This is a genomic window from Pseudoalteromonas sp. BSi20495 (genome assembly GCF_000241185.1).
GTDB classification, from domain to species: Bacteria; Pseudomonadota; Gammaproteobacteria; order Enterobacterales; family Alteromonadaceae; genus Pseudoalteromonas; species Pseudoalteromonas fuliginea.
The window spans coordinates 1-20,762 of record NZ_BADY01000047.1 but is presented as its reverse complement, the minus strand read 5'-3'; the positions used below and the strand labels follow the sequence as shown (position 1 = coordinate 20,762).

The following is a 20,762-nucleotide window of genomic DNA, read 5'->3' as shown; positions in this document are numbered from 1 at the left end:
TTAAAACACAATTATAAAATACGTACATTACTCACAAGGTAAATCATGAAAACCAATATAAAAGGGCATAAGCTCACCTATTTAAGTGCTTGTTTAGTAAGTTTGTTTAGCAGCCAAATCATGGCCGCTGAGCAAAAACAGCAAGTTAGAAGCGTAACGGATGACACAATTGAAAAAGTAACCGTTGTTGCAACTCGCCAAGCTTACCAAGGTAACTTTAGCCCTTTAGAAACACCGCAGTCAGAGCTTAAAATAGATTTAGAAGCTCTTGAAAACGCAGGCGCAGTAGCCCTTGACCAAGCACTTGATTTATCGGCCTCTGTTGCGCGCCAAAACAACTTTGGTGGGCTTTGGAATAGCTTTTCGTTACGTGGCTTTGTAGGCGATGAAAACCTACCAAGTAACTACTTAGTAAATGGCTTTAATGCAGGTCGTGGTTTTGGTGGCTCGCGTGACTTATCGGGTATTGAGTCGGTTGAGGTGTTAAAAGGTCCACGTGCTGCTTTATTTGGCCGTGGTGAACCTGGCGGTACGGTAAACTTAGTAACTAAACGCCCAACGTTTGATACGAGCGGCGAGCTAAAGCTAAGCGTAGGAAGCTTTGATACCTACCGCGCTGATGTAGATTACACAACCCCCCTTAATGACGACGTAGCAATTAGGCTGGTTGGTTTTTATGAAGATGCCGAAAGCTTTAGAGATACAATAGAAACAACAAAAAAGGGCTTTAGCCCGTCAATAGTGTGGAATATTAATAACAATAGCCAACTAATATACGAGCTTGAATATTCAGACCAAGAAGTCCCGTTTGATAGAGGCGTATTAGCAATAGATGGCGAGCTTGGGCTTATCCCTGAAAGTCGCTTTTTAGGTGAACCGGGCGATGGCCCAATTGAAGCTGATGTACTAGGGCATCAATTAGAGTACATTCATGACTTTGATGATAACTGGAGCATTTTATTTGGTGCAAACTACCGTGATACCTCTATGGAAGGCTTTGCAACTGAAACCGGTTTTGGCGGCGTGATTGACGGTGAAGTAAATCGCTTTAGACGATACCGCGACTTTGACGCGAAATACCAAGTATTTAGAACTGAGCTAAGTGGTAATATAGAGCTTGGCGGGTTTGAGCACCGTTTAATTATGGGTGTTGATGCCGATAAATTTGAAAACGACCAAGTAATTTTACGTGTGCGTGGCGATCAATACATTAATGTATTTAACCCTGTTTACGGCGCGTATGAATTACCAACGCCAACATCGAATACTGACCGCGTAGAAATTCAAGAGTCGGTAGGGGTATTCATTCAAGACCAAATAAGCCTAACCGATAAGTTAGATATACGTATTGGTGCACGTTTTGATGATTACGAGCAGCGCTTAAATAACCGCTTAGCAAATACCAACACAAAACAAACTGAGTCACGCGTGAGCCCGCAGTTTGGTGTGGTGTATGAAGCCAGCGATTACGTGTCTGTTTATGGTGCTTATGGCGAAAACTTCCGTCCGCTTTCGGGCGCTGATGCTAATGGTGATGGTTTTGAGCCTAACCAATCTACATCTGCTGAGGTGGGTGTTAAATTTACTCTAAACGATGGCGCCTTATTTGGTACTGTTGCCGTGTTTAAAGTAGAGCAAGACAACATGCTAGTTGTAGATGATGCAACTGCGTTTACTTACGCAGCCATTGGTGAAGCACAAAGTAAAGGTGTTGAGATTGATATTACAGGTGAACTTACTGATACATTAGAAGTTTGGGCGTCATATGCGTACGTTGATGCAACAATTGAAAACTCATTTTTTGATGCCAACTTTGGTTTCACAGTAGAAGCAGGCGCGTCATTATTAAACGTGCCAGAGCAACAGCTTAGCTTACAGTTAGTTCAATCAACAGAGCTATACGGTAAAGCCATTAAGTTTGGTGGTGGTTTATTACATGTGGGTAAGCGCAATGGCTTTTTTGGTACCGACTTTGAACTACCAAGTTACACAACTGCGCGTGCTTTTGTAAATTACGATATAACAAACGCGATTGGTATTACGGCTGAGGTAAATAACCTGTTTGATGAAACGTATTATACAAACTCGTTTGCCGATGCATGGGTACAACCTGGTACACCCAGAAACGTTAAGTTTTCTGCATCATATAAGTTTTAAACTGTTAATCTAAAACCCAAAAAGGCTGCTTAAATTAGGCAGCCTTTTGTTTTTAAAACCTCTAAAATAAGTACTTAAAACGGTGCATAGCCATCATTTGGTCAACTTCTGACCCTGTAAACTCTTCGCCTGGTAAGTTTAAGTTAATGTTAAGCGTTACAGCTGATGCGTCGGTATGTGGGCGAATTGACGCATCTGTACTTGGGTCGTAATAAATAGAAAAGCCAAATGTTTGTGTATCGTAGCCAATTATTTCAGGAAACAATAAGCGCGAAATAGGGCGCATATAAGTGTTTAGTATTTCGTTATAAAATGCCTGAAAGCTTGGCGCGGCTAAATAACCTTCTGATCGGCTATCAAGCATGGCACCACGGCGATTTAACACTATGCCGTATGGCGGGCGCATAGGAATTTGCGAATTCCATACTTGTTCTAAATATCCGCGTAATACTGCTAGGCGCTCAGGATCAAAAAATTGAAATTGAAACACATCAGGCGCTACTTCGTGTAATAACGCTTTTACGGCCAGCTCTTTTGATGGATCGTCCCATGCTTGTTTTACTGCTTCACGTAGGTTTTTATCAAGTAGTGTATCGTCAAGCGTAAACGTTGAGCTATCTATTGATGTTGTTTCCCATTCGATCCACGCGTTTGTAATTAGGTCGGTGTTGTTTATCCAAAAGTGTTGTACTGCTGGTTCACGGTAAAGCATGGCTTGTCGTGTTGGTAACTCTAGAGCACGCGCTAGTTGTAATTGGTTGGCAAACATTTTGTGTCACTCCAGTTGTTGAATTTGGTTTATATCAATCTAGGAGCGCAATTTATTGCATTTGATTTAGTAGATAATTAAGTTGCTTAATAAGTACTAGTGAGTTGCTCTATCGCCCCAAATTTCTTCTAGGCGGCTGTCACGACCACAACGCCAACGGTAGGTGTTATATCTGATAGGGTTGTTTTTGTAATAATCTTGATGAAAGCTTTCCCTACCTTTAATAGGGTAAAAGGTACTTGCGTTTAATACAGGTGTAACCACAGTTTGATTAGGAAACTCGGCTACAACAGCTGCTTTTGTTTTTTCAGCTAATTTACGTTGTTCGTCGTTTTGTACAAATATAGCGCTTAAGTAACTAGGGCCTTTATCGCAAAATTGGCCTCTTGCATCAAAGGGATCAATATTTACCCAGTAATGATCAAGTATACCCTGATAGCTTACTATAGCTGGATCGTAAGTGATTTCTACGGCCTCGTAATGGCCTTTATGATTACCATTGTACGTCGGGTTTTTAAGTTTACCGCCAGTAAAGCCCGATATTACATCGGTTACGCCTTTTAGCTTTTCAAAATCACTTTCCATACACCAAAAACAACCTCCAGCTAAAACGGCTTTTTCGGTTTTTTCTGCATGAGTAAATGTGCTAAACAATATTGCGGCAGATGTTAATACTAATGCGAGTGATTTTTTCATAAAATTATCCACCTGAAGTGTGAGTTTAAATACTTAAGAAGTTAGACCCGCTAAGTGCTAATACTATTTCGTGCTTTGACAAGTTATATGGATAAGACTAGTAGTAAGATCACTATTTAAGTTAGTAGCATGGTTTAATTGGGTTAGCCAAGTATGCGTTATTTAATGGGGTGTTGAATTATGTTTACGTGTTCATTAAAGTGACAACATTCGTGATATAAATTAGCAGGTGATAAATGAACCAGTTAACAGAAACTTCAATAAGCTGCCCTTATTGTGGAGAAAGTATAGAAGTATTACTTGATGCAGCAGATATTGATGAGCAATACATAGAAGACTGCCAAGTGTGCTGTAAGCCTATTTCGTTTGTGGTATTTGAAAATGATGACGAACTAAACGTTAATGTTTACAGCGAAGACGATGCGTTTTAATTCGTTAATTAGATAGTAGGCTGCAAAATTGCAGCCTTTTTACTGTGTATGTGTTTGGTTAGCTATTTTGTTCTCGCGCGAGTTGGTTAGGGAGAAGTTCTTCTACTATTTCGCGTGCTGGCAGTGTATAGCGTGTGCCGTCAAACATTACTGAGGTAAACTCGTTAATATTAGTAATGCCTGTTAAGGTCCAGCCTTCGCCGCGCTTTGGGCAATATACTGTGGTAGTGGGTTGTATTACTTTAAAATCGTCACTCATTACGTTCTCTTACTCTTTTTGCTTTAAAGATAATGCTTGTTAATGGGGTATGGTAAGTTAATAATGCGTGCCCATAAAGAGCTAATTTAACTAACCACTTAAATAAAATGTTTAATACCACAAAGCTTGAACGCGTTACGCTGTGTTTAATTACCCACAAACACGCTGCGTGTTTATTTAATATTTTAAACCACCCGCATGTGTCAGAATTTAACGACTACGAAACACCGCTTAGCAAAACACAAATCAAACAATTAATACAAGATGATATTAGTGCTTACTACGAAGGCGAAGTGATTAGAGTCGCAATTGAACATAATACATCTGGGAAGTTAATGGGTACTTGTGGGCTTTATAATTTAACGCCGTGTAAAAGTAGTGCCTTTATAGGGTTTGAGCTGCACCCCGACTTTTGGGATAAAGGCATAATGTTTGAAGTAGTGAGCGGTTTTATTGAAACCCTAGTTAAGGATATTGCGCTTAAACATTTGTCGGCTGAGGTGAGTGCACACAATGCACGTTCCCATAATTTACTTATTAAGTTAGGTTTTAGCTTAAGAGAAAATTCTATCTGGCATAAATCACTTTAACTCAAGACGGCAATTATAAGTGCTTATCTTTTTTGAATCCTCAATCCTTAAAGCTCAGTAAATAAAATACAAAAAATAGCGGCTTTCTATTATAGTTAAGCGTAAGCAAATGAATTTGTTACCCGTGTTTTATTAAACATTTACGCTTAACAAGGATTTTATATGCTAGGGCGTGTTGATCTTTGTGGATTGAAATTTGTTCAATCTAGGGACGATTAAATCGCGGCGCGAGGTTTGTAACCTAGTGGGCTAAGTAAAAACCGAGCAACAAAGAGTTGATCGTCTCTAGAAAGAACCCAAAGGGCAGCGCATGTTTGGTATTTATGCTGCGTTATCGCCTATTTATGTGGAATAACCACACTGCATAGGCTCTGCCTTGCCTAAATACCAAACATACTGCTGCAAATTCAACCTCGAAAGATAAACAGGCCCTAGTACTGTTGCTGCTTTCGGGTAAAATTATTAAGCTAATTGGTACTCGCGGCGCGTCTATTTTAACGCGAGTGATGGGCATGATTTTAGCCGCGTTTTCGGTTGAGCTTATTATGACCGCGCTGGAAATAAAACAATGGGTTAAGCTCGATTAAATAACTCCTAAACATTGAAAGGAATGCCGCATGGCAATAAAAATAACAAAACACTCTTTTATTAATTTAAGTTTAGCCGTAGTCATTTTTGCTATTGGTATTTTAGCCATACGTTATTACAACCATTATGTATCGGCCTATACAGATGTAACAATTAACTCAAGCGTGCTTAATGAGTCGCGCAAGGTGTTTATAAGATTACCTGCTAATTACAATCCAAAAAAAGCGTATCCGTTAATTATTAAAACCGATGGTAACTTTAATTTAGATACATGGGACAAAGCACTTACAAAACAAGCTAAGAGCGAAAAAGGGGATAAGGCTATATTGGTGTCTATTCCTAATTTGTTTTTTACAGATACACGTAATCGCGATTTAGTGCCTCCTTATGCCCGCCAAGATGTAAATACACAGGCGCGTCCAGAGCACGAAACACTGATTGAACCAAATGGCGAAGCCGACAAGTTTTTAGCGTTTATTGAAACTGAGTTACTCCCTTATTTATCAGCAAAATATAAGCTTAGTAATAATCGTGTATTAAGTGGTTTTTCGGCAGGTGGTAGCTTTGTACTTTATACACTGCATACAAAGCCTGAACTGTTTAATGGCTACTTTGCATTTAGCCCAGCTGCTTGGTACGACGACATGACCGTAGTTAATAATGTAAAAGCATTTTTAACTACTCAAGCAAACAAAGTTAAGGCGCCTACTTATTTATATCTATCGGTTGGTGGGGCAGAGCATCCGTTAATGTTAAAAGCGTTTAGTAATTTAGAGACCGTTTTAACAGCCAACCCTAACAATAACCTTGTGTGGCAAAGTGCTATAAACAAAGGTGCTGAGCATTCAGATAATCCATCAATTAGTGTGGCTAAGGCATTAGCTGGTTATAGTACGTTTATTAAAAAGTAGGTTAGATAGGTTTAAGCGGTAGCTGTATGTATACACAGCTACCGCTGCTCTGTGTATTTAGAATGCTTAATCAGCTTTATAACACTTTACTTAGTTCAATATTATTAATGACTTACAAAGAGAGGTTGGTTTAAATTATTTTTGCACAGTAATTACACGTACTGTTTTTATATACAGTACGCAACTATTGAATTAGAATGCAGTTAGTACCTATGAGCATATACACATCTATTTGTTACTGCCTTTAATCAGCCTTAGGTATTTGTGATCAGCAATAAGCAGTGTCAGTACTTTGCAGTTCAATATAGTTTCAGCATCTTTTTATACTCTTAATGCAGTTAATATAAATTGGCTGGTGGCTTTACAGTAAGAGAACACATCATACTAAATATTACTATAACGCTAAACTTAGCAATAGAGTCAAATTAGAAAAAAGTAATCAAAGAGGTAGTCAAAAATAATAAAGCCTGCGATAACTACATCCACTAAAAATATAAATGCCGAGTGTGGACTATGAGTGATTAATTAAAGTTTTACTCGCTCATTGTAATGAGCAGCAAAATGGTAAACGTAAAAAATAGGGGCATCGTGAATGGTGCTATTACAAATTAAAAAAGCAGATACCAATGCGGCTGTTAATGCCTTTGTTAAAATAGTCTTAAACGCTAAGCCAAGCATTCAAAAAAGTATAGAAAAATAAAAAAAGCCCAGTTAAAAAAGTTAAAAGGGCTAAAAGGGTTGTGCTTAGGGAAGTTGTAGTCGTTTTTTAAACTTATATTTAAAACTTATATCTAAATCCAAATGCTATACCGTCATCTTCCGACTGCTCCATTTGTGCTTGTTGATCGTCGTTATCGCTTTCAAAGTCGCTAAAGTCTTTACGCGCTTCTACGTAGGCAATAGTGTCTTCATCAATTAAGTAGTGAAGGCCAATAACAGCAAACTGACGCTTAAATACATCGTCTGGGTCGGCGTTAAAGTTTGGCTGAATTACGTAATCATCACCGGCATCAAACATGTTGTAGGCAATAAAAGGGCGAAAATCGTTATCAAAGCGGTAAGATGCAAATGTTTCTACACCGATTGCGTCTTTAATTAAGCGACCAATGTTATCTGTGTCGTGGTTTTTGTTTTTATTTACGTTGGCTGCAACGTATAGGCCGGGCTCATCAATGTTGCCCCACATAATACCTGCACCATAAATTAAATCTTCAACATTACGAGTAGAACCATCGCCAAACGTTAAATCAAACTCACCACGGTTAACACCTGCTGTAAGTGTTAGCATGTCAGTTGGGGTATAAGTTACAGACGCACCAAATGTGTAATTAAATTCAACTTCTTGGGCTGCACTATCGCCAGAGTTCCAAAGTGCTTCACATTCTTCTTCTGAAATGTCGGTTACGTCACAGGTATAAAATTCGCTGTTTTTAAGCTGCGCTTGTACTGCAAAACTAAAATCGTTATAGCTATTGCGGTACTGCACTAATTTATCTCCACGACCAGTGCCATTAACAGCGCCATCGTCTTTGTTATAGGTGTAAACACCAGCCGCATTACCATCCCATACAAAGCTATTATTTGTGCCGTAAACCACGTCGTACCATGCACCCCATTGTTTACCAATGGTTAGTTGCCCGTACTTTTCGTGCGAAAGCCCTGCGTAACCTAAACGGTTATACAAAAACTCATCCTGGATAGACTCAAAACGATTGTTATAAATAATATCGCTGCTGCCAACAGGGTTTACACCCCATTCCACGAGTGCGAGTGCGGTCCAGTCTTTCTTAAGCTTTCGGGTAAATCCAAAGTTGATGCGCGAAGTACCGTTAACAACTTCGGTTTCGTTTTGTGTATTAATAACACGCACATCAAGATATCCACCAACTTCAACAGTATTTTTGTCATCTTTGTATAATTCTACTGCCGAAACAGCGGGTGCGAATACAATACTTGCGCTAATAAGCGTCGCTAATTTTTTGCTCATCTTGTGTGTTGCCCTGTGTAAATTGGTCAATTTTTTACGTAGGTAAAAATTCAGATTCGAAGACTAACAAAGCAATAAACGGCTCAAAAGTGAAAAATACTCAATAAAATTAATCGTTAAACTTAACGGATATTCACTAAAGGTTAATTTTGTTTTTCAGGTGTTGCAAAAGTTTATGTTTTTAATGATTTGATAGGTAAATAGGATGAGGAATTAGCGATGTGTAAAAATTGTAATTTGAATTAATTTCATCTTGGTTAAAAAGTAGTAACTAGTGCAAAAGCTCTAAAAGTACTTTATTTTCATAAATATAACTTTTTATTATTATAGGGTGAACAAAAATGAGTTAAGTAGACACACAAACACGTTAAAAGTGTTTTTACTCTAATTTGTATCGTAATTTCTAATCTCTTATGCCTGTTTGTAAAACATACTTTATGGATTTTAATTAGAGTAAGTTGAATAAAAATTAACGAAACCATTAAATCTAATCCGTTATTTTAGCTACTAACTACATAGTCATAATAAATGGCTAAAACGTAGTGGTCTGCCTTTAAACTTTCATAGAAAAACAGGCCATTTTGGTTTAAACTGCGCGCAATTTAAATACATCATTACTCCTTTGGAGGGTAGCGCTATTATTAGTACAGCTAATGTCACCATGCAATTTGGTGCTAAACCATTATTTGAAAATATCTCAGCAAAATTTGGCGATGGTAACCGTTACGGTTTAATCGGTGCAAATGGTTGTGGTAAATCAACATTTATGAAGATTCTAAGTGGTGAGCTCGAAGCGTCTTCAGGTAATGTAAGTACTGATCCAAATGAACGTGTTGCTAAACTAAACCAAGACCAGTTTGCCTACGAAGAATACTCAGTAATTGATACTGTGATCATGGGTCACAAAGAGCTGTGGAAAATAAAACAAGAACGTGACCGTATTTACTCTTTACCAGAAATGAGTGAAGAAGACGGTATGAAAGTAGCCGATCTTGAAACTGAGTTTGCTGAAATGGATGGTTACTCTGCTGAATCTAAAGCAGGCGAGCTTCTATTAGGCGTAGGTATTGGTACTGACCAACATTTTGGCCCTATGTCAGAAATTGCACCTGGTTTTAAACTTCGCGTGCTACTTGCACAGGTGTTGTTTTCAGACCCAGATATAATGCTACTTGATGAGCCTACCAATAACTTGGATATTTACACCATCAAGTGGTTAGAAGACGTGTTAAACCAACGCGACTGTACCATGATAATCATCTCGCATGACCGTCACTTTTTAAACTCTGTGTGTACTCACATGGCCGATATTGACTATGGTGAGCTACGGATTTACTCAGGTAACTACGACGAATACATGTTTGCAGCAACGCAAGCACGTGAGCAGCTACTTAGCGAAAATGCGAAAAAGAAAAACCAAATTGCTGAACTTCAACAGTTTGTATCTCGTTTCTCTGCTAACGCATCTAAAGCTAAGCAAGCAACATCGCGTGCTAAACGTATCGACAAAATCCAATTAGACGAAGTTAAAGCATCTTCACGCCAAACGCCGTTTATTCGTTTCGACCAAGAAAAGCAGTTATTCAGAAACGCGCTTGAAATGACAAACCTAACACAAGGTTTTGACGACAATACGTTGTTTTCTGGACTTGAAGGTTTAGTAGAAGTTGGCGAACGCATTGCTATTATTGGTGAAAATGGTGTTGGTAAAACAACATTACTTAACACATTAGCAGGGCGCTTAGCACCTAAAGCTGGTGAGTTTAAGTTTTCTGAAAACGCGAACATTGGTTACTACGCGCAAGATCACGCTGATGAATTTTCAACCGACATGAACTTGTTTCAGTGGATGGAGCAATGGCAACAAGAAGGCGACGACGAGCAAGTGGTTCGTAGCTTCTTAGGCCGTATGTTATTCTCTCAAAACGATATTAAAAAATCAGTTAAAGTAATTTCAGGTGGTGAGCAAGGCCGCATGTTGTTTGGTAAAATTATGATGCATAAACCAAACATATTGCTAATGGATGAGCCAACCAACCACATGGATATGGAATCTATTGAAGCGCTTAACTTAGCCCTTGAAGCTTATGAAGGTACATTGATGTTTGTCTCGCACGACCGTCAGTTTGTATCATCGGTTGCGACCCGTATTTGGGAAATTAAAGACGGTAAAGTTATCGACTTTAGAGGCAACTACGCAGAATACCTAGCGAGTAAAGAAGCTTAATTAGCTATTTACCCGTTAACTCTAAAAAGCCATGTTTAAACATGGCTTTTTTTGTTTTTGTGAGTCGCAATTAAACTTGGTTTGGGTATAATACCCGCCTAAAACCGGACATAAGTCCGCTATTTTTAAAATACATTACTGAGGAGTATTTATGACTGTTGGCATTATTATGGGTTCTAAATCAGATTGGCCAACCATGGAACATGCAGCACTTATGCTAGAGCATTTTGGCATTAAGTACGAAACCAAAGTCGTGTCTGCACACCGCACTCCTCAATTACTTGCTGATTACGCAAGTTCAGCCGCAGAACGTGGTATTAAAGTTATTATTGCTGGCGCTGGCGGCGCTGCGCATTTACCAGGTATGGCAGCTGCTTTTACATCGCTTCCTGTACTTGGCGTGCCTGTAAAATCAAAAGCATTAAATGGTGTTGATTCACTTTTATCTATTTGCCAAATGCCTAAAGGCGTTGCAGTAGGTACGCTAGCAATTGGTGAGCCGGGTGCAGCAAACGCGGGGTTATTAGCTGCACAAATTTTAGGATGTCAAAATCCAGAAATTTTTGCAAAAATTGAAGCGTTTCGTAAAGCGCAAACCGACACTATATTAGCTAATCCAAACCCTGCAGAGTAATAATGAATATTTTAATATTAGGTGCAGGGCAACTTGCACGTATGATGAGCCTTGCCGGCGCGCCGCTTAATTTAAACGTTGTGGCGTACGATGTAGGCAGCAAGCAAATTAAGCACCCACTAACAGGCGATGTTTATAGCACGTCGCTTGAGCAAGCTATATCAAACGCTGATGCCATTACTGCCGAGTTTGAGCATATTCCTGATGACGTACTAACACTTTGCTGTAACAGCAATAAGTTTTACCCAGGTAAAGCTGCAATTAAAACCGGTGGCGATCGCTCGCTTGAAAAAGCATTGCTTGATAAAACAAACGTAACTTGTGCGCCGTACCAATTAATTACTGAAAAAGCGCATTTAGAACTTGCCGTTAAAACCCTAGGTAAACCACTTGTAATTAAAACATGCCAAGCGGGTTACGATGGAAAAGGCCAATGGCGTTTAAAATCGGATGTTCAAATAGACGAAATTTGGTCACAAATGGCTGATTTTATTGCATCAGGCACGCAGCTTGCGCCACATACGATAATTGCTGAAAAAATGATCCCGTTTGATCGTGAAGTATCTATTATTGGTGCGCGCGACAAACACGGTAATGTTGCTATTTATCCGCTAACAGAAAACGAGCACACCAATGGTGTATTGACGCTCTCTATTGCCGGTAAAAATAATCAAAATGTTGAAGCTCAAGCAAACAATGCATTTACAAAAATAGCAAACGAGCTTAACTACGTTGGCGTATTGGCTATAGAGTTTTTTGATGTACAAGGCACATTACTCGTTAACGAAATTGCACCGCGCGTACATAACTCTGGCCACTGGACGCAACAAGGTTGCCATTGCTCCCAGTTTGAAAACCACATGCGTGCTGTTGCAGGTTTACCGCTTGGTAATACAGAACTTAAACACGTTACAGCAATGATTAATGTATTAGGACAATCAAGTATACCGAGTGAAATTTTACATATAGCGAATGTTACAAGTCATTGGTACGGAAAAACAGCAAAGCCAGGGCGTAAAATGGGCCATATAAATGTATCGGCTACAAATATAAATGAACTCGCCGATAAGCTTGGCGAACTTTCAGAATACCTACCTGAACAAGAGTACCCTGGTATTTTAAAAGCAGCTGCCAATTTACTACTCAGTGAATAGTTATCATACCTTTATATAAATACCGGCTTAAGCCGGTATTTTTTTGTCATAAAAATGGGCTTTGAATATGTAATACTGTTAAAGTCTAATTTTAAATTTGTGAAGTAAAACAATGAAACTAAAAACAATATCTGGCGTGCTAGCCATTACTGCATTATTTAGCTTAAATACATTTGCATCAGACTCTCTTCGTGTTGCTACTTTTAATGTAAGTATGGATGCAACTAATCACACACCTAAAGGCGAGCAAGTTAAAAGTGATGCCTTAGTTAACTCACTTAAAGCAAACCACCAGCAAATTAAGAACATAGCGGAAATTATTCAGCGTGTTCGCCCTGATATTATTTTACTTAACGAATTTGATTACATCCCAAAAGAGCAGGGCATTGAATACTTTAATAAACATTATTTAAATGTAGGTCAGCAAGAACAAGCCGCTATTAACTATCCTTACTCTTATATAGCCCCAGTAAATACAGGCCTAGCCACCGAGTTTGATTTAGATAATGATGGCAAAAAAAATGGCGTGATGGGCGATGCACAAGGCTTTGGCTTTTTTGAAGGGCATTATGGTATGGCTATTTTGTCAAAATACCCAATCGATTTTGATAAAGTAAGAACCCTTCAAACTTTTAAATATAAAGACATGCCAAATGCTCAAATGCCTGTAATGCCTAAAACAGGCGAAAACTGGTATAACGCACAAGAATGGCAAGCACTTAGACTAAGCTCTAAATCGTTTTGGGATTTACCTATTAGCGTAAACGATAAAACCATTCATGTTATTGCATCTCACCCAACACCGCCTGTATTTGACGGTGAAGAGGACAGAAACGGCAAGCGTAACCACGATGAAGTAAGGTTAATAGCCGATTACGTTTCAAATGCTAAGTATATTTACGACGATAAAGGCGAAAAAGGCGGTTTAAAAGCTCGCTCTCGTTTTGTTATTTTAGGCGATTTAAACGCAGCCCCTGAAGGCGATAAAGCCCGTACAAATACCACCGACCAATTACTTAAAAACCCATTAATAAATGCTCACTTTGTTCCAAAAAGTGAAGGTGCTAAAGAGCAGTATGATGTGCCTTATGCACAAAATTACAGTGCTAATTGGCAAGCCCGTGTTGATTACGTTTTACCGTCAAACTATGGCTTAAAAATTAAGGACGGTGGGGTGTTTTGGCCAACTAAAACCAGTAATGAATACCGTTTAATTAAAGACAGAAACGCATCAAGCGATCATCGACTGGTGTGGCTTGATTTAGTAATTGAATAACGTCTATTACAATTAGTAAACTGAGCTTTACCCTGTTTAATGGCTATTTATCTTAAATAATTGCAATAACTTGAGTGCTTCTGCTTAAATACGGCCTAATTATAATAACCGTATAGAAGCACTATGATTTTTAATTTTTCTTCATCTAAAACATTAGTGGCCTTAGCCGTTGCCTCAAGTATCATGCTTGCAGGTTGTAGCGCTACCGCTAACACCTCTTCAACACAGCAAAGTGCTTTACCAGCAACCAAGGTTGCTGCGGTTGTAAACACACCAGCAGATATCGGCTCACAAAAAATAACGCTAGAACAAGCAATGGCCGATCCCGATTGGATGGGTAATCAGCCAGAGAGCGCTTATTGGGCAAGCGATTCAGCTACTATTATTTATGCTCAAAAAGAGCAAGGTAATACATTACGCAATTTATTTAGCCAATCTGTTAACAGCCAAACAGCAGAGCAGGTAGCACTTAATAAACTTCATACTGTGGGTTCAAATAAAGCTGTTTATTCTAAAAATAAAACAATGGCGGCTTACACATTTAAAGGCAATGTATTTGTTAAAAACCTAAAAACAGGTGAACTTAAACAAATTACAGCGACATCAACAAGTGAGTCTAAACCACAATTTTTAAACAATGGTGATTTAGTTTACCGCCAAGGTAATGTGTTTTTTAAAGTTGATTTAAAAACAGGATTAACCAATGAACTTGCTAACTTAAAACTTGCTGATAAGCCTAAAGGGATTGAAGAGCCAAGCACGTATATTGCTAAAGAGCAGCATAAACTGATTAAATTTGTGGCGCTTCAACAAAAAAATAAAAAAGATAAGCAAGCACGCAATGAGCAAATTAATGAACAAAATGATTCAATTGCTAACACGGCTTACTACTTAGGTAACGGTAATAAAGTTGCAGAGGCACAGCTTTCGCCAAATGGTGATGCGTTATTAGTCGTAGTTAAAGAAAAAACTGATTCGCGCGCAGATGGCGATATTATGCCAAATTACATCACTAATGATGCAACTATTGAGCCTAAAAAAGCACGCCGCCGTGTTGCAGATGCTAAAGAAGAAACCTCACAGCTTGTCTACATCAATTTAACTAACAAAGAGCAAACATCACTTAGCTTTAATACCTTACCGGGTTTTGATGAAGATGTTTTAGCCGCAGTTAAAAAAGAAAATTATGCACGTGATGGTAAAACATATAAGTCTAAAAAGGCGCCTCGTGGCATTAACCTTATTATGGACTGGGGTTTTGAGCAAAGCCCAATAGTATGGAACGACGACGGCTCACAAGTGGCTGTCATGCTTGAAGCGTGGGACAACAAAGATCGCTGGCTTGCGAACGTTGATTTTAAAAACAACAAACTTGTGTCGCAACACCGCCTACATGACGATGCATGGATTGCTTACGCATTTAACGACTTTGGTTGGTTACATAACTCAAACACGCTTTATTACCTATCGGAAGAATCTGGTTACAGCCAACTTTATAAAAAGCCAGTCAATGGTAGTGCAACTGCGCTTACACAAGGCCAATTTGAGGTTTCTAACTTAACGCTTACCAGCGACGACAGCGCAATTTATTACAAAGCGAATGTGGAGCACCCAGGCCTGTACGAAATTTACCGTGTTAACCCACAAACAGGTAAGAGTGAGCAAGTTACTGATTTAAATGGCATGACTGACTACACGTTAAGCCCTGATGAAACCAAGTTACTCCTTAAGCACTCTACAATTACGATGCCTAATGAGCTTTATGTAGCAGACGCACAAGCCAACGCAAAAGCAACGCGCTTAACGCACACAGTGTCGGATGAGTTTTTAGCTAAAAAACTAACTGCACCTAAAATTGTTGCCGTGCCATCGAGCCATACTGAACAACCTATATACGCAAAAGTATACTATCCAGCTGATTACGTTGAAGGTGAAGTAGGTAAAAATCGCAAAGCGGTTATTTTTAACCACGGCGCGGGTTACTTGCAAAACTCACACATGGGGTTTTCGGTTTATTTTCGTGAATTTATGTTTCATTCATTGCTCGCTGATGAAGGTTATATAGTAATGGATATGGATTACCGCGCATCTAAAGGCTACGGGCGTGATTGGCGTACTGCGATTTATCGTCAAATGGGCACACCTGAAACACAAGATTTAGCCGATGGCGTTAAATGGATGGCGCAAAATGCCAACGTTGATACCAAAGCAGTCGGTACTTATGGTGGCTCTTACGGCGGCTTTATGACCTTTATGGCATTGTTTACTGCGCCTGAGTTATTTCAATCAGGTGCGGCACTACGACCTGTTACCGATTGGGCACATTACAACACAGGTTACACAGCTAATATATTAAACCACCCTGATGTTGACCCGATTGCGTATGAGCGCAGCTCGCCAATTTATTACGCTGAAGGTTTAAACAAACGTTTACTCATTAATGCCCCCATGGTTGACGATAACGTGTTTTTTCAAGACTCAGTGCGTTTAGTACAGCGCTTAATAGAGCTTGAAAAACAAAACTTTGAAACAGCTATATTTCCTGTTGAACCACATGGTTTTGTACAGCCTTCAAGTTGGTTAGACGAATACCGCCGTATTCATAAATTATTTAAAGAAACGCTTTAATCTTTAACTCTTAAAGTATAAAAACAAAAATGCCGCATTAGTTTAGTTAACTAATGCGGCATTTTTATTTGGATTAAACAAAATACTAACTTTATTTTTTCTTTTTAAGGTTCTTTTTAAAGAACTCTATAACCAGTGGTATGGCAAGCAGAGTCCCGCCAATTACACCAATTAAATGTGCATCAATAGCTACAGTTGAGTTAATAAGCTTTCCTATATCAGCATTAGGGCCGCTAAATTGCTCAAACGCTATTTTAATCCATACGCCTATAAATAATAAATACCCCGACTTAAGCCCTACAGTTATATCTTTAACTGCCCCCCAAATAATTACGCCATGCAGCAGAGCACTTAATCCGGTATAAATATGTATGCTTGGGCAAAACCAATACACGCCAAGTCCACACCACAGTGCCAGCGCACTTATATTAACGGCGTAACGAGTAGGTGATGTGTATTCGCCATGCAGTAACCAAATTAATAAAACACCACTGGCATTTAATCCCAAATGAGCCCAATTAGCATGAACAAATTGGCTAGAAAAAATTCGCCACAGTTCGCCTTGATTAATTAGCTCTCGGTTAAATTCAAGTAAATTATTTAAATCAAATGCAGCAAAAATGGTACTAAAAAGCAGCAGAATAATAGGCGGTAATATATAACGAGGTTGAATAGGTAAATTAAGCATTTTATTGTAATTTTTTAGTATAAATTTTTGCATATTGTGCCCGTTTAACTTTAAGATGCCAATTACCTTATCGTTATTAAGTGTTTTTAGACTTTTTATGCATTTTAAACTTAACTCATTATTTGCTATTGGACTGTGCGCAATAACATTGCCTTCTTTTGCACAGCAACCGATAGAAACTCGCGAACCAGAAGCAGCAACGGGCCTTAGTCACAAGCAAGTTGTGGTAGGTGACAAGTACATGGTTGCAGCGGCAAATCCGTATGCTTCAAGAGCCGGTCAACAAATTTTAGCCCAAGGCGGCAGTGCCGTAGATGCTGCGATTGCAACTCAACTAGTGCTTACTTTAGTTGAACCGCAATCCTCTGGTATTGGCGGTGGTACATTTATGATGTATTACAACAAAGCTAACAATAAATTGACTAGTTTTGATGGCCGCGAAACCGCACCTGCAAATGCAGATGAAACGCTGTTTTTAGATAAACACGGTAAAGCCGTTAAATGGATTGAAGCCGTTGTAGGCGGACGCTCTGTTGGTGTACCCGGTATTTTGCATGCATTTGCAAGTGCGCATAAACAATACGGTATATTGCCATGGGAAGAACTTTTTAAACCCGCTATTGAACTTGCTGAGCAAGGCTTTGTAGTTTCGCCGCGTTTACATGGCTTATTAGCCCGCCAGTTAAACCCCGGTGTAATGAGCATGCCGATAATCAACGAATACTTTTACCCAAATGGTAAACTGATTGAAGCGGGCACAATTAAAAAGAATCAACCGCTTGCAGATTTATACAAAGACATTGCAAAGCAAGGCATTGATGCATTTTACAAAGGCGAAAACGCTAAACAAATGGTTAATGCTGTACAGCGCTCTAAAATTGCCCCAGGAAAATTAAGCGTACAAGACTTAGCAGATTACAAAAGCAAAGAACGCGATGCGGTATGTATACAATACCGTGCCTATAATGTGTGTTCAATGGCTCCACCAAGCAGTGGCGGTGTTGCGGTACTGCAAATGCTAGGCTTACTTGAACATAAAGATATGAGCGCACTTAAGCCAAACGGCGAAAAGGCGATTCATTACTTTAGCCAAGCTTCGCGCATAGCATTTGCCGATCGCGATATGTACATGGGCGATCCCGATTTCACCCAAGTACCTACAAAAGAGCTCCTAAACAAAGATTACATTGCCTCGCGCGCTAAATTAATTACAGAAACAGATCAAAAAGCCATAGCTGGTAATCCTGTAGGGTACTTAAGTTATGCAATGGATGATTCATACGAATTACCTTCTACCTCACACGTATCTGTTGTAGATAGTAAAGGCAATGCCGTTTCGATGACCAGTTCAATTGAAATGGCGTTTGGCTCTACGGTTATGGTTAATGGTTTTATTTTAAATAACCAACTAACTGACTTTTCGCTTTCGCCACGTAAAAACGGCAAGCTTGTAGCAAACCGTGTAGAGGCTGGTAAACGCCCGCGTAGCTCTATGTCACCAGTAATGGTATTTAACAACGATGGCAGCTTACGTTTAGTTGTGGGTTCTCCTGGTGGTAGTCGCATTATTGATTATGTTGCGCAAGTGGTTGTTGGCGTTATTGACTGGAATTTATCAGCGCAAGACGCTATAAACTTACCACGTACAACAAATCGTAACGATTACACCAGCCTTGAAAAAGGCACAACGCTTGAAGCTATTGCACCTTTGCTTGCTAAACGCGGACACAATGTACGTGTTCTCGATTTGAACTCAGGCTTACATGCCGTTGAAATTAAAAATAACAAATTGTATGGCGGCGCCGATCCGCGCCGTGAAGGTGTTGCATTATCTGATTTAACTGATAATCACGTCACTATCAAATTTTAATTTATGTATAATACACTTGCAGGCAGTGCGGCTTGCAAGTGTTTTTCTCAATGGTCTGACCAACTTAATTGTCATTGCAATTAAACTTCTAACAATGATAATGACAGATCATAACTTAAGACTCCGTTAAAGCTTGGAAATATGACAACAAATACTGATCCTAACTACTTATATATTCATCATTCTGGCCCTGGCCTAATTGAAACGCCGCTATTAAACAAAGGCAGTGCCTTTAGTAAAAAAGAACGCGAAAATTTCAATCTTGCTGGTTTACTTCCTCCACGCTTTGAAACAATTGAAGAGCAAGTGGAGCGTTGTTATCAGCAGTATTCTAGCTTTACCGAAAATTTGAATAAGCACATTTACCTGCGTGCAATCCAAGATAACAACGAAACACTGTACTACCGTTTAGTGCGTGACCATCTTGAAGAGATGATGCCTATTATTTACACGCCTACAGTTGGCGACGCTTGTGAAAAGTTTTCAGACATTTATCGCAGTGCACGTGGCTTATTTATTTCGTACGAAGACCGTTTTCAAATTGATGACATTTTACGCAACGCTACCAAAGGTAAAGTAAAAGTTATTGTTGTAACCGATGGCGAGCGTATTTTAGGGCTAGGCGATCAGGGTATTGGTGGCATGGGTATCCCGATTGGTAAATTGTCACTTTACACAGCGTGTGGCGGTATAAGCCCAGCATACACATTGCCTGTAATGCTTGATGTGGGTACTAATAACGAAAAGCTTTTAAACGATCCTATGTACATGGGTGCACGCCATAAGCGTATTGCTCAAGACGAATACGATGAGTTTTTAGATTTATTCATTAAAGCGGTTAAACGTCGCTGGCCAAATGTGTTGCTTCAGTTTGAAGATTTTGCACAGCCAAATGCAATGCCGTTACTTAAGCGCTACCGCAATGAGATTTGTAGCTTTAACGATGACATTCAAGGTACGGCGGCTGTAACGGTCGGTTCTTTGCTTGCTGCGTGTCGTGTTAAAAATTCAACCCTAAGCCAACAAAAAGTAGTTTTTGTGGGTGCAGGCTCTGCTGGTTGTGGTATTGCTGAGCAAATTATTAGCCAAATGGTTTTTGAAGGTATTACAGAAACTCAAGCGCGTAGCCAAGTATTTATGGTTGACCGTTTTGGCTTGCTTTCAGAGGGTATGGAAGGCTTACGCGACTTCCAACAAGCACTTGCACAACCTAAAGGCTCGTTAAGTGATTGGACTTACAGCGGTGAATACGCATCACTTCTTGATGTGATGCACTGTGCAGAACCTGATATTTTAATTGGTGTTTCAGGCCAACCAGGTTTATTTACCGAGCAGGTAATTCGTGCAATGCACGCAGGTTGTGAGCAACCTATTATTTTCCCATTAAGTAACCCATCTAAGCAGGTAGAAGCATACCCAGAAGATGTAATTAAATGGACAGATGGTAAAGCGCTTGTTGCAACCGGTAGCCCATTTGCACCCGTTGAGTACAATGGCGAAACGTTCCCAATTCCACAATGTAACAACAGTTATATATTCCCAGGTATTGGCTTAGGGGTTATTGCCGCTAAAGCAACGCGTATTACGGATGCAATGTTAAGTGTGTCTAGTGAAATGCTTGCAGAGTCGTCGCCGCGTGCCAATACAGGTAAAGGTAGTTTGTTACCTGCGCTTACTGAAATTGAAACGCTAAGTAAACGTATTGCATTTGCTATTGCTAAAAAAGCGATTGAAGAAGGCGTTGCACTTGAGATCACTGATGATGCTTTATGGGCCGCAATAGACAAAAATTACTGGTTACCAAAATACCGTAACTATAAGCGTTGTAGTGTTTAATTAGGTTTATACATAATTAAAAATAAATAACGTTGTAGGCACAGTTACAATGCTTAACAAA

16 protein-coding genes and 1 pseudogene are annotated in these 20,762 nt (G+C 39.4%); 12 read left to right on the top strand and 5 right to left on the bottom strand.

Translation table 11 applies throughout. From position 1 onward, the window contains the following. The first annotated feature begins 45 nt into the window (after positions 1-45). Positions 46-2,157, top strand: a complete 2,112-nt coding sequence (locus P20495_RS13360; protein ID WP_008135191.1) for a TonB-dependent siderophore receptor — start codon at positions 46-48, stop codon at positions 2,155-2,157. A gap of 100 nt (positions 2,158-2,257) precedes the next feature. Here P20495_RS13360 and P20495_RS13365 read toward each other — a convergent pair. Both P20495_RS13365 and msrA read right to left on the bottom strand, forming a co-directional pair. Further along, positions 2,258-2,926, bottom strand: a pseudogene (locus P20495_RS13365) (2OG-Fe(II) oxygenase); the annotation flags it as partial. Positions 2,927-3,022: 96 nt separating this feature from the next. Next, positions 3,023-3,622 (bottom strand): peptide-methionine (S)-S-oxide reductase MsrA, encoded by a 600-nt coding sequence (msrA, locus tag P20495_RS13370; protein WP_008135187.1) that lies wholly within the window; start codon positions 3,620-3,622, stop codon positions 3,023-3,025. A gap of 236 nt (positions 3,623-3,858) precedes the next feature. Here msrA and P20495_RS13375 point away from each other — a divergent pair, with 236 nt between their 5' ends. Further along, on the top strand, positions 3,859-4,053 hold the full coding sequence (locus P20495_RS13375; RefSeq protein WP_002962627.1) for a CPXCG motif-containing cysteine-rich protein: 195 nt from the start codon (positions 3,859-3,861) through the stop codon (positions 4,051-4,053). A gap of 58 nt (positions 4,054-4,111) precedes the next feature. Here the strand turns inward: P20495_RS13375 and P20495_RS13380 are convergent, their stop codons facing one another. Then, positions 4,112-4,312 (bottom strand): hypothetical protein, encoded by a 201-nt coding sequence (locus P20495_RS13380; RefSeq protein ID WP_002962626.1) that lies wholly within the window; start codon positions 4,310-4,312, stop codon positions 4,112-4,114. 107 nt (positions 4,313-4,419) lie between these two features. Here P20495_RS13380 and P20495_RS13385 point away from each other — a divergent pair, with 107 nt between their 5' ends. The 3 genes from P20495_RS13385 to P20495_RS13390 all read left to right on the top strand — a co-directional run bounded on the left by P20495_RS13385 (position 4,420) and on the right by P20495_RS13390 (position 6,401). Further along, the gene (locus P20495_RS13385) at positions 4,420-4,902 is read left to right on the top strand and encodes a GNAT family N-acetyltransferase (RefSeq protein ID WP_008135181.1); all 483 of its coding nucleotides are present in this window, start codon (positions 4,420-4,422) and stop codon (positions 4,900-4,902) included. Positions 4,903-5,342: 440 nt separating this feature from the next. Further along, the gene (locus P20495_RS21505; protein ID WP_008135180.1) at positions 5,343-5,489 is read left to right on the top strand and encodes a MarC family protein; all 147 of its coding nucleotides are present in this window, start codon (positions 5,343-5,345) and stop codon (positions 5,487-5,489) included. Positions 5,490-5,519: 30 nt separating this feature from the next. Next, the gene (locus P20495_RS13390) at positions 5,520-6,401 is read left to right on the top strand and encodes an alpha/beta hydrolase (protein WP_008135178.1); all 882 of its coding nucleotides are present in this window, start codon (positions 5,520-5,522) and stop codon (positions 6,399-6,401) included. Positions 6,402-7,179: 778 nt separating this feature from the next. On the opposite strand, the gene P20495_RS13395 is transcribed toward P20495_RS13390, so the two are convergent. Beyond that, a complete protein-coding gene (locus tag P20495_RS13395) occupies positions 7,180-8,388 on the bottom strand; it encodes a porin (RefSeq protein ID WP_008135175.1) in 1,209 nt (402 codons plus the stop codon). Between the two features lie 637 nt (positions 8,389-9,025). On the opposite strand from P20495_RS13395, the gene P20495_RS13400 reads away from it, so the two are divergent. The 5 genes from P20495_RS13400 (at position 9,026) to P20495_RS13420 (ending at position 16,307) form a co-directional block, all read left to right on the top strand. Next, a complete protein-coding gene (locus P20495_RS13400) occupies positions 9,026-10,615 on the top strand; it encodes an ABC-F family ATPase (protein ID WP_083829648.1) in 1,590 nt (529 codons plus the stop codon). A 151-nt stretch (positions 10,616-10,766) separates the two neighbouring features. After that, positions 10,767-11,249 carry a 5-(carboxyamino)imidazole ribonucleotide mutase gene (purE, locus tag P20495_RS13405; RefSeq protein WP_002962540.1) on the top strand — a complete coding sequence of 161 codons (483 nt, stop codon included), beginning with the start codon at positions 10,767-10,769 and terminating at the stop codon, positions 11,247-11,249. 2 nt (positions 11,250-11,251) lie between these two features. Next, positions 11,252-12,403, top strand: a complete 1,152-nt coding sequence (locus P20495_RS13410; protein ID WP_008135170.1) for a 5-(carboxyamino)imidazole ribonucleotide synthase — start codon at positions 11,252-11,254, stop codon at positions 12,401-12,403. A gap of 112 nt (positions 12,404-12,515) precedes the next feature. Next, positions 12,516-13,679 carry an endonuclease/exonuclease/phosphatase family protein gene (locus P20495_RS13415; protein ID WP_008135168.1) on the top strand — a complete coding sequence of 388 codons (1,164 nt, stop codon included), beginning with the start codon at positions 12,516-12,518 and terminating at the stop codon, positions 13,677-13,679. A 123-nt stretch (positions 13,680-13,802) separates the two neighbouring features. After that, a complete protein-coding gene (locus tag P20495_RS13420) occupies positions 13,803-16,307 on the top strand; it encodes a prolyl oligopeptidase family serine peptidase (RefSeq protein WP_008135165.1) in 2,505 nt (834 codons plus the stop codon). Positions 16,308-16,398: 91 nt separating this feature from the next. On the opposite strand, the gene rrtA is transcribed toward P20495_RS13420, so the two are convergent. Further along, positions 16,399-17,028 (bottom strand): rhombosortase, encoded by a 630-nt coding sequence (rrtA, locus tag P20495_RS13425; RefSeq protein ID WP_008135163.1) that lies wholly within the window; start codon positions 17,026-17,028, stop codon positions 16,399-16,401. 64 nt (positions 17,029-17,092) lie between these two features. On the opposite strand from rrtA, the gene ggt reads away from it, so the two are divergent. Both ggt and P20495_RS13435 read left to right on the top strand, forming a co-directional pair. Next, on the top strand, positions 17,093-18,865 hold the full coding sequence (ggt, locus tag P20495_RS13430; protein WP_033015421.1) for a gamma-glutamyltransferase: 1,773 nt from the start codon (positions 17,093-17,095) through the stop codon (positions 18,863-18,865). A 141-nt stretch (positions 18,866-19,006) separates the two neighbouring features. Then, positions 19,007-20,701 (top strand): NAD-dependent malic enzyme, encoded by a 1,695-nt coding sequence (locus tag P20495_RS13435; protein WP_008135159.1) that lies wholly within the window; start codon positions 19,007-19,009, stop codon positions 20,699-20,701. Positions 20,702-20,762: the final 61 nt, after the last annotated feature.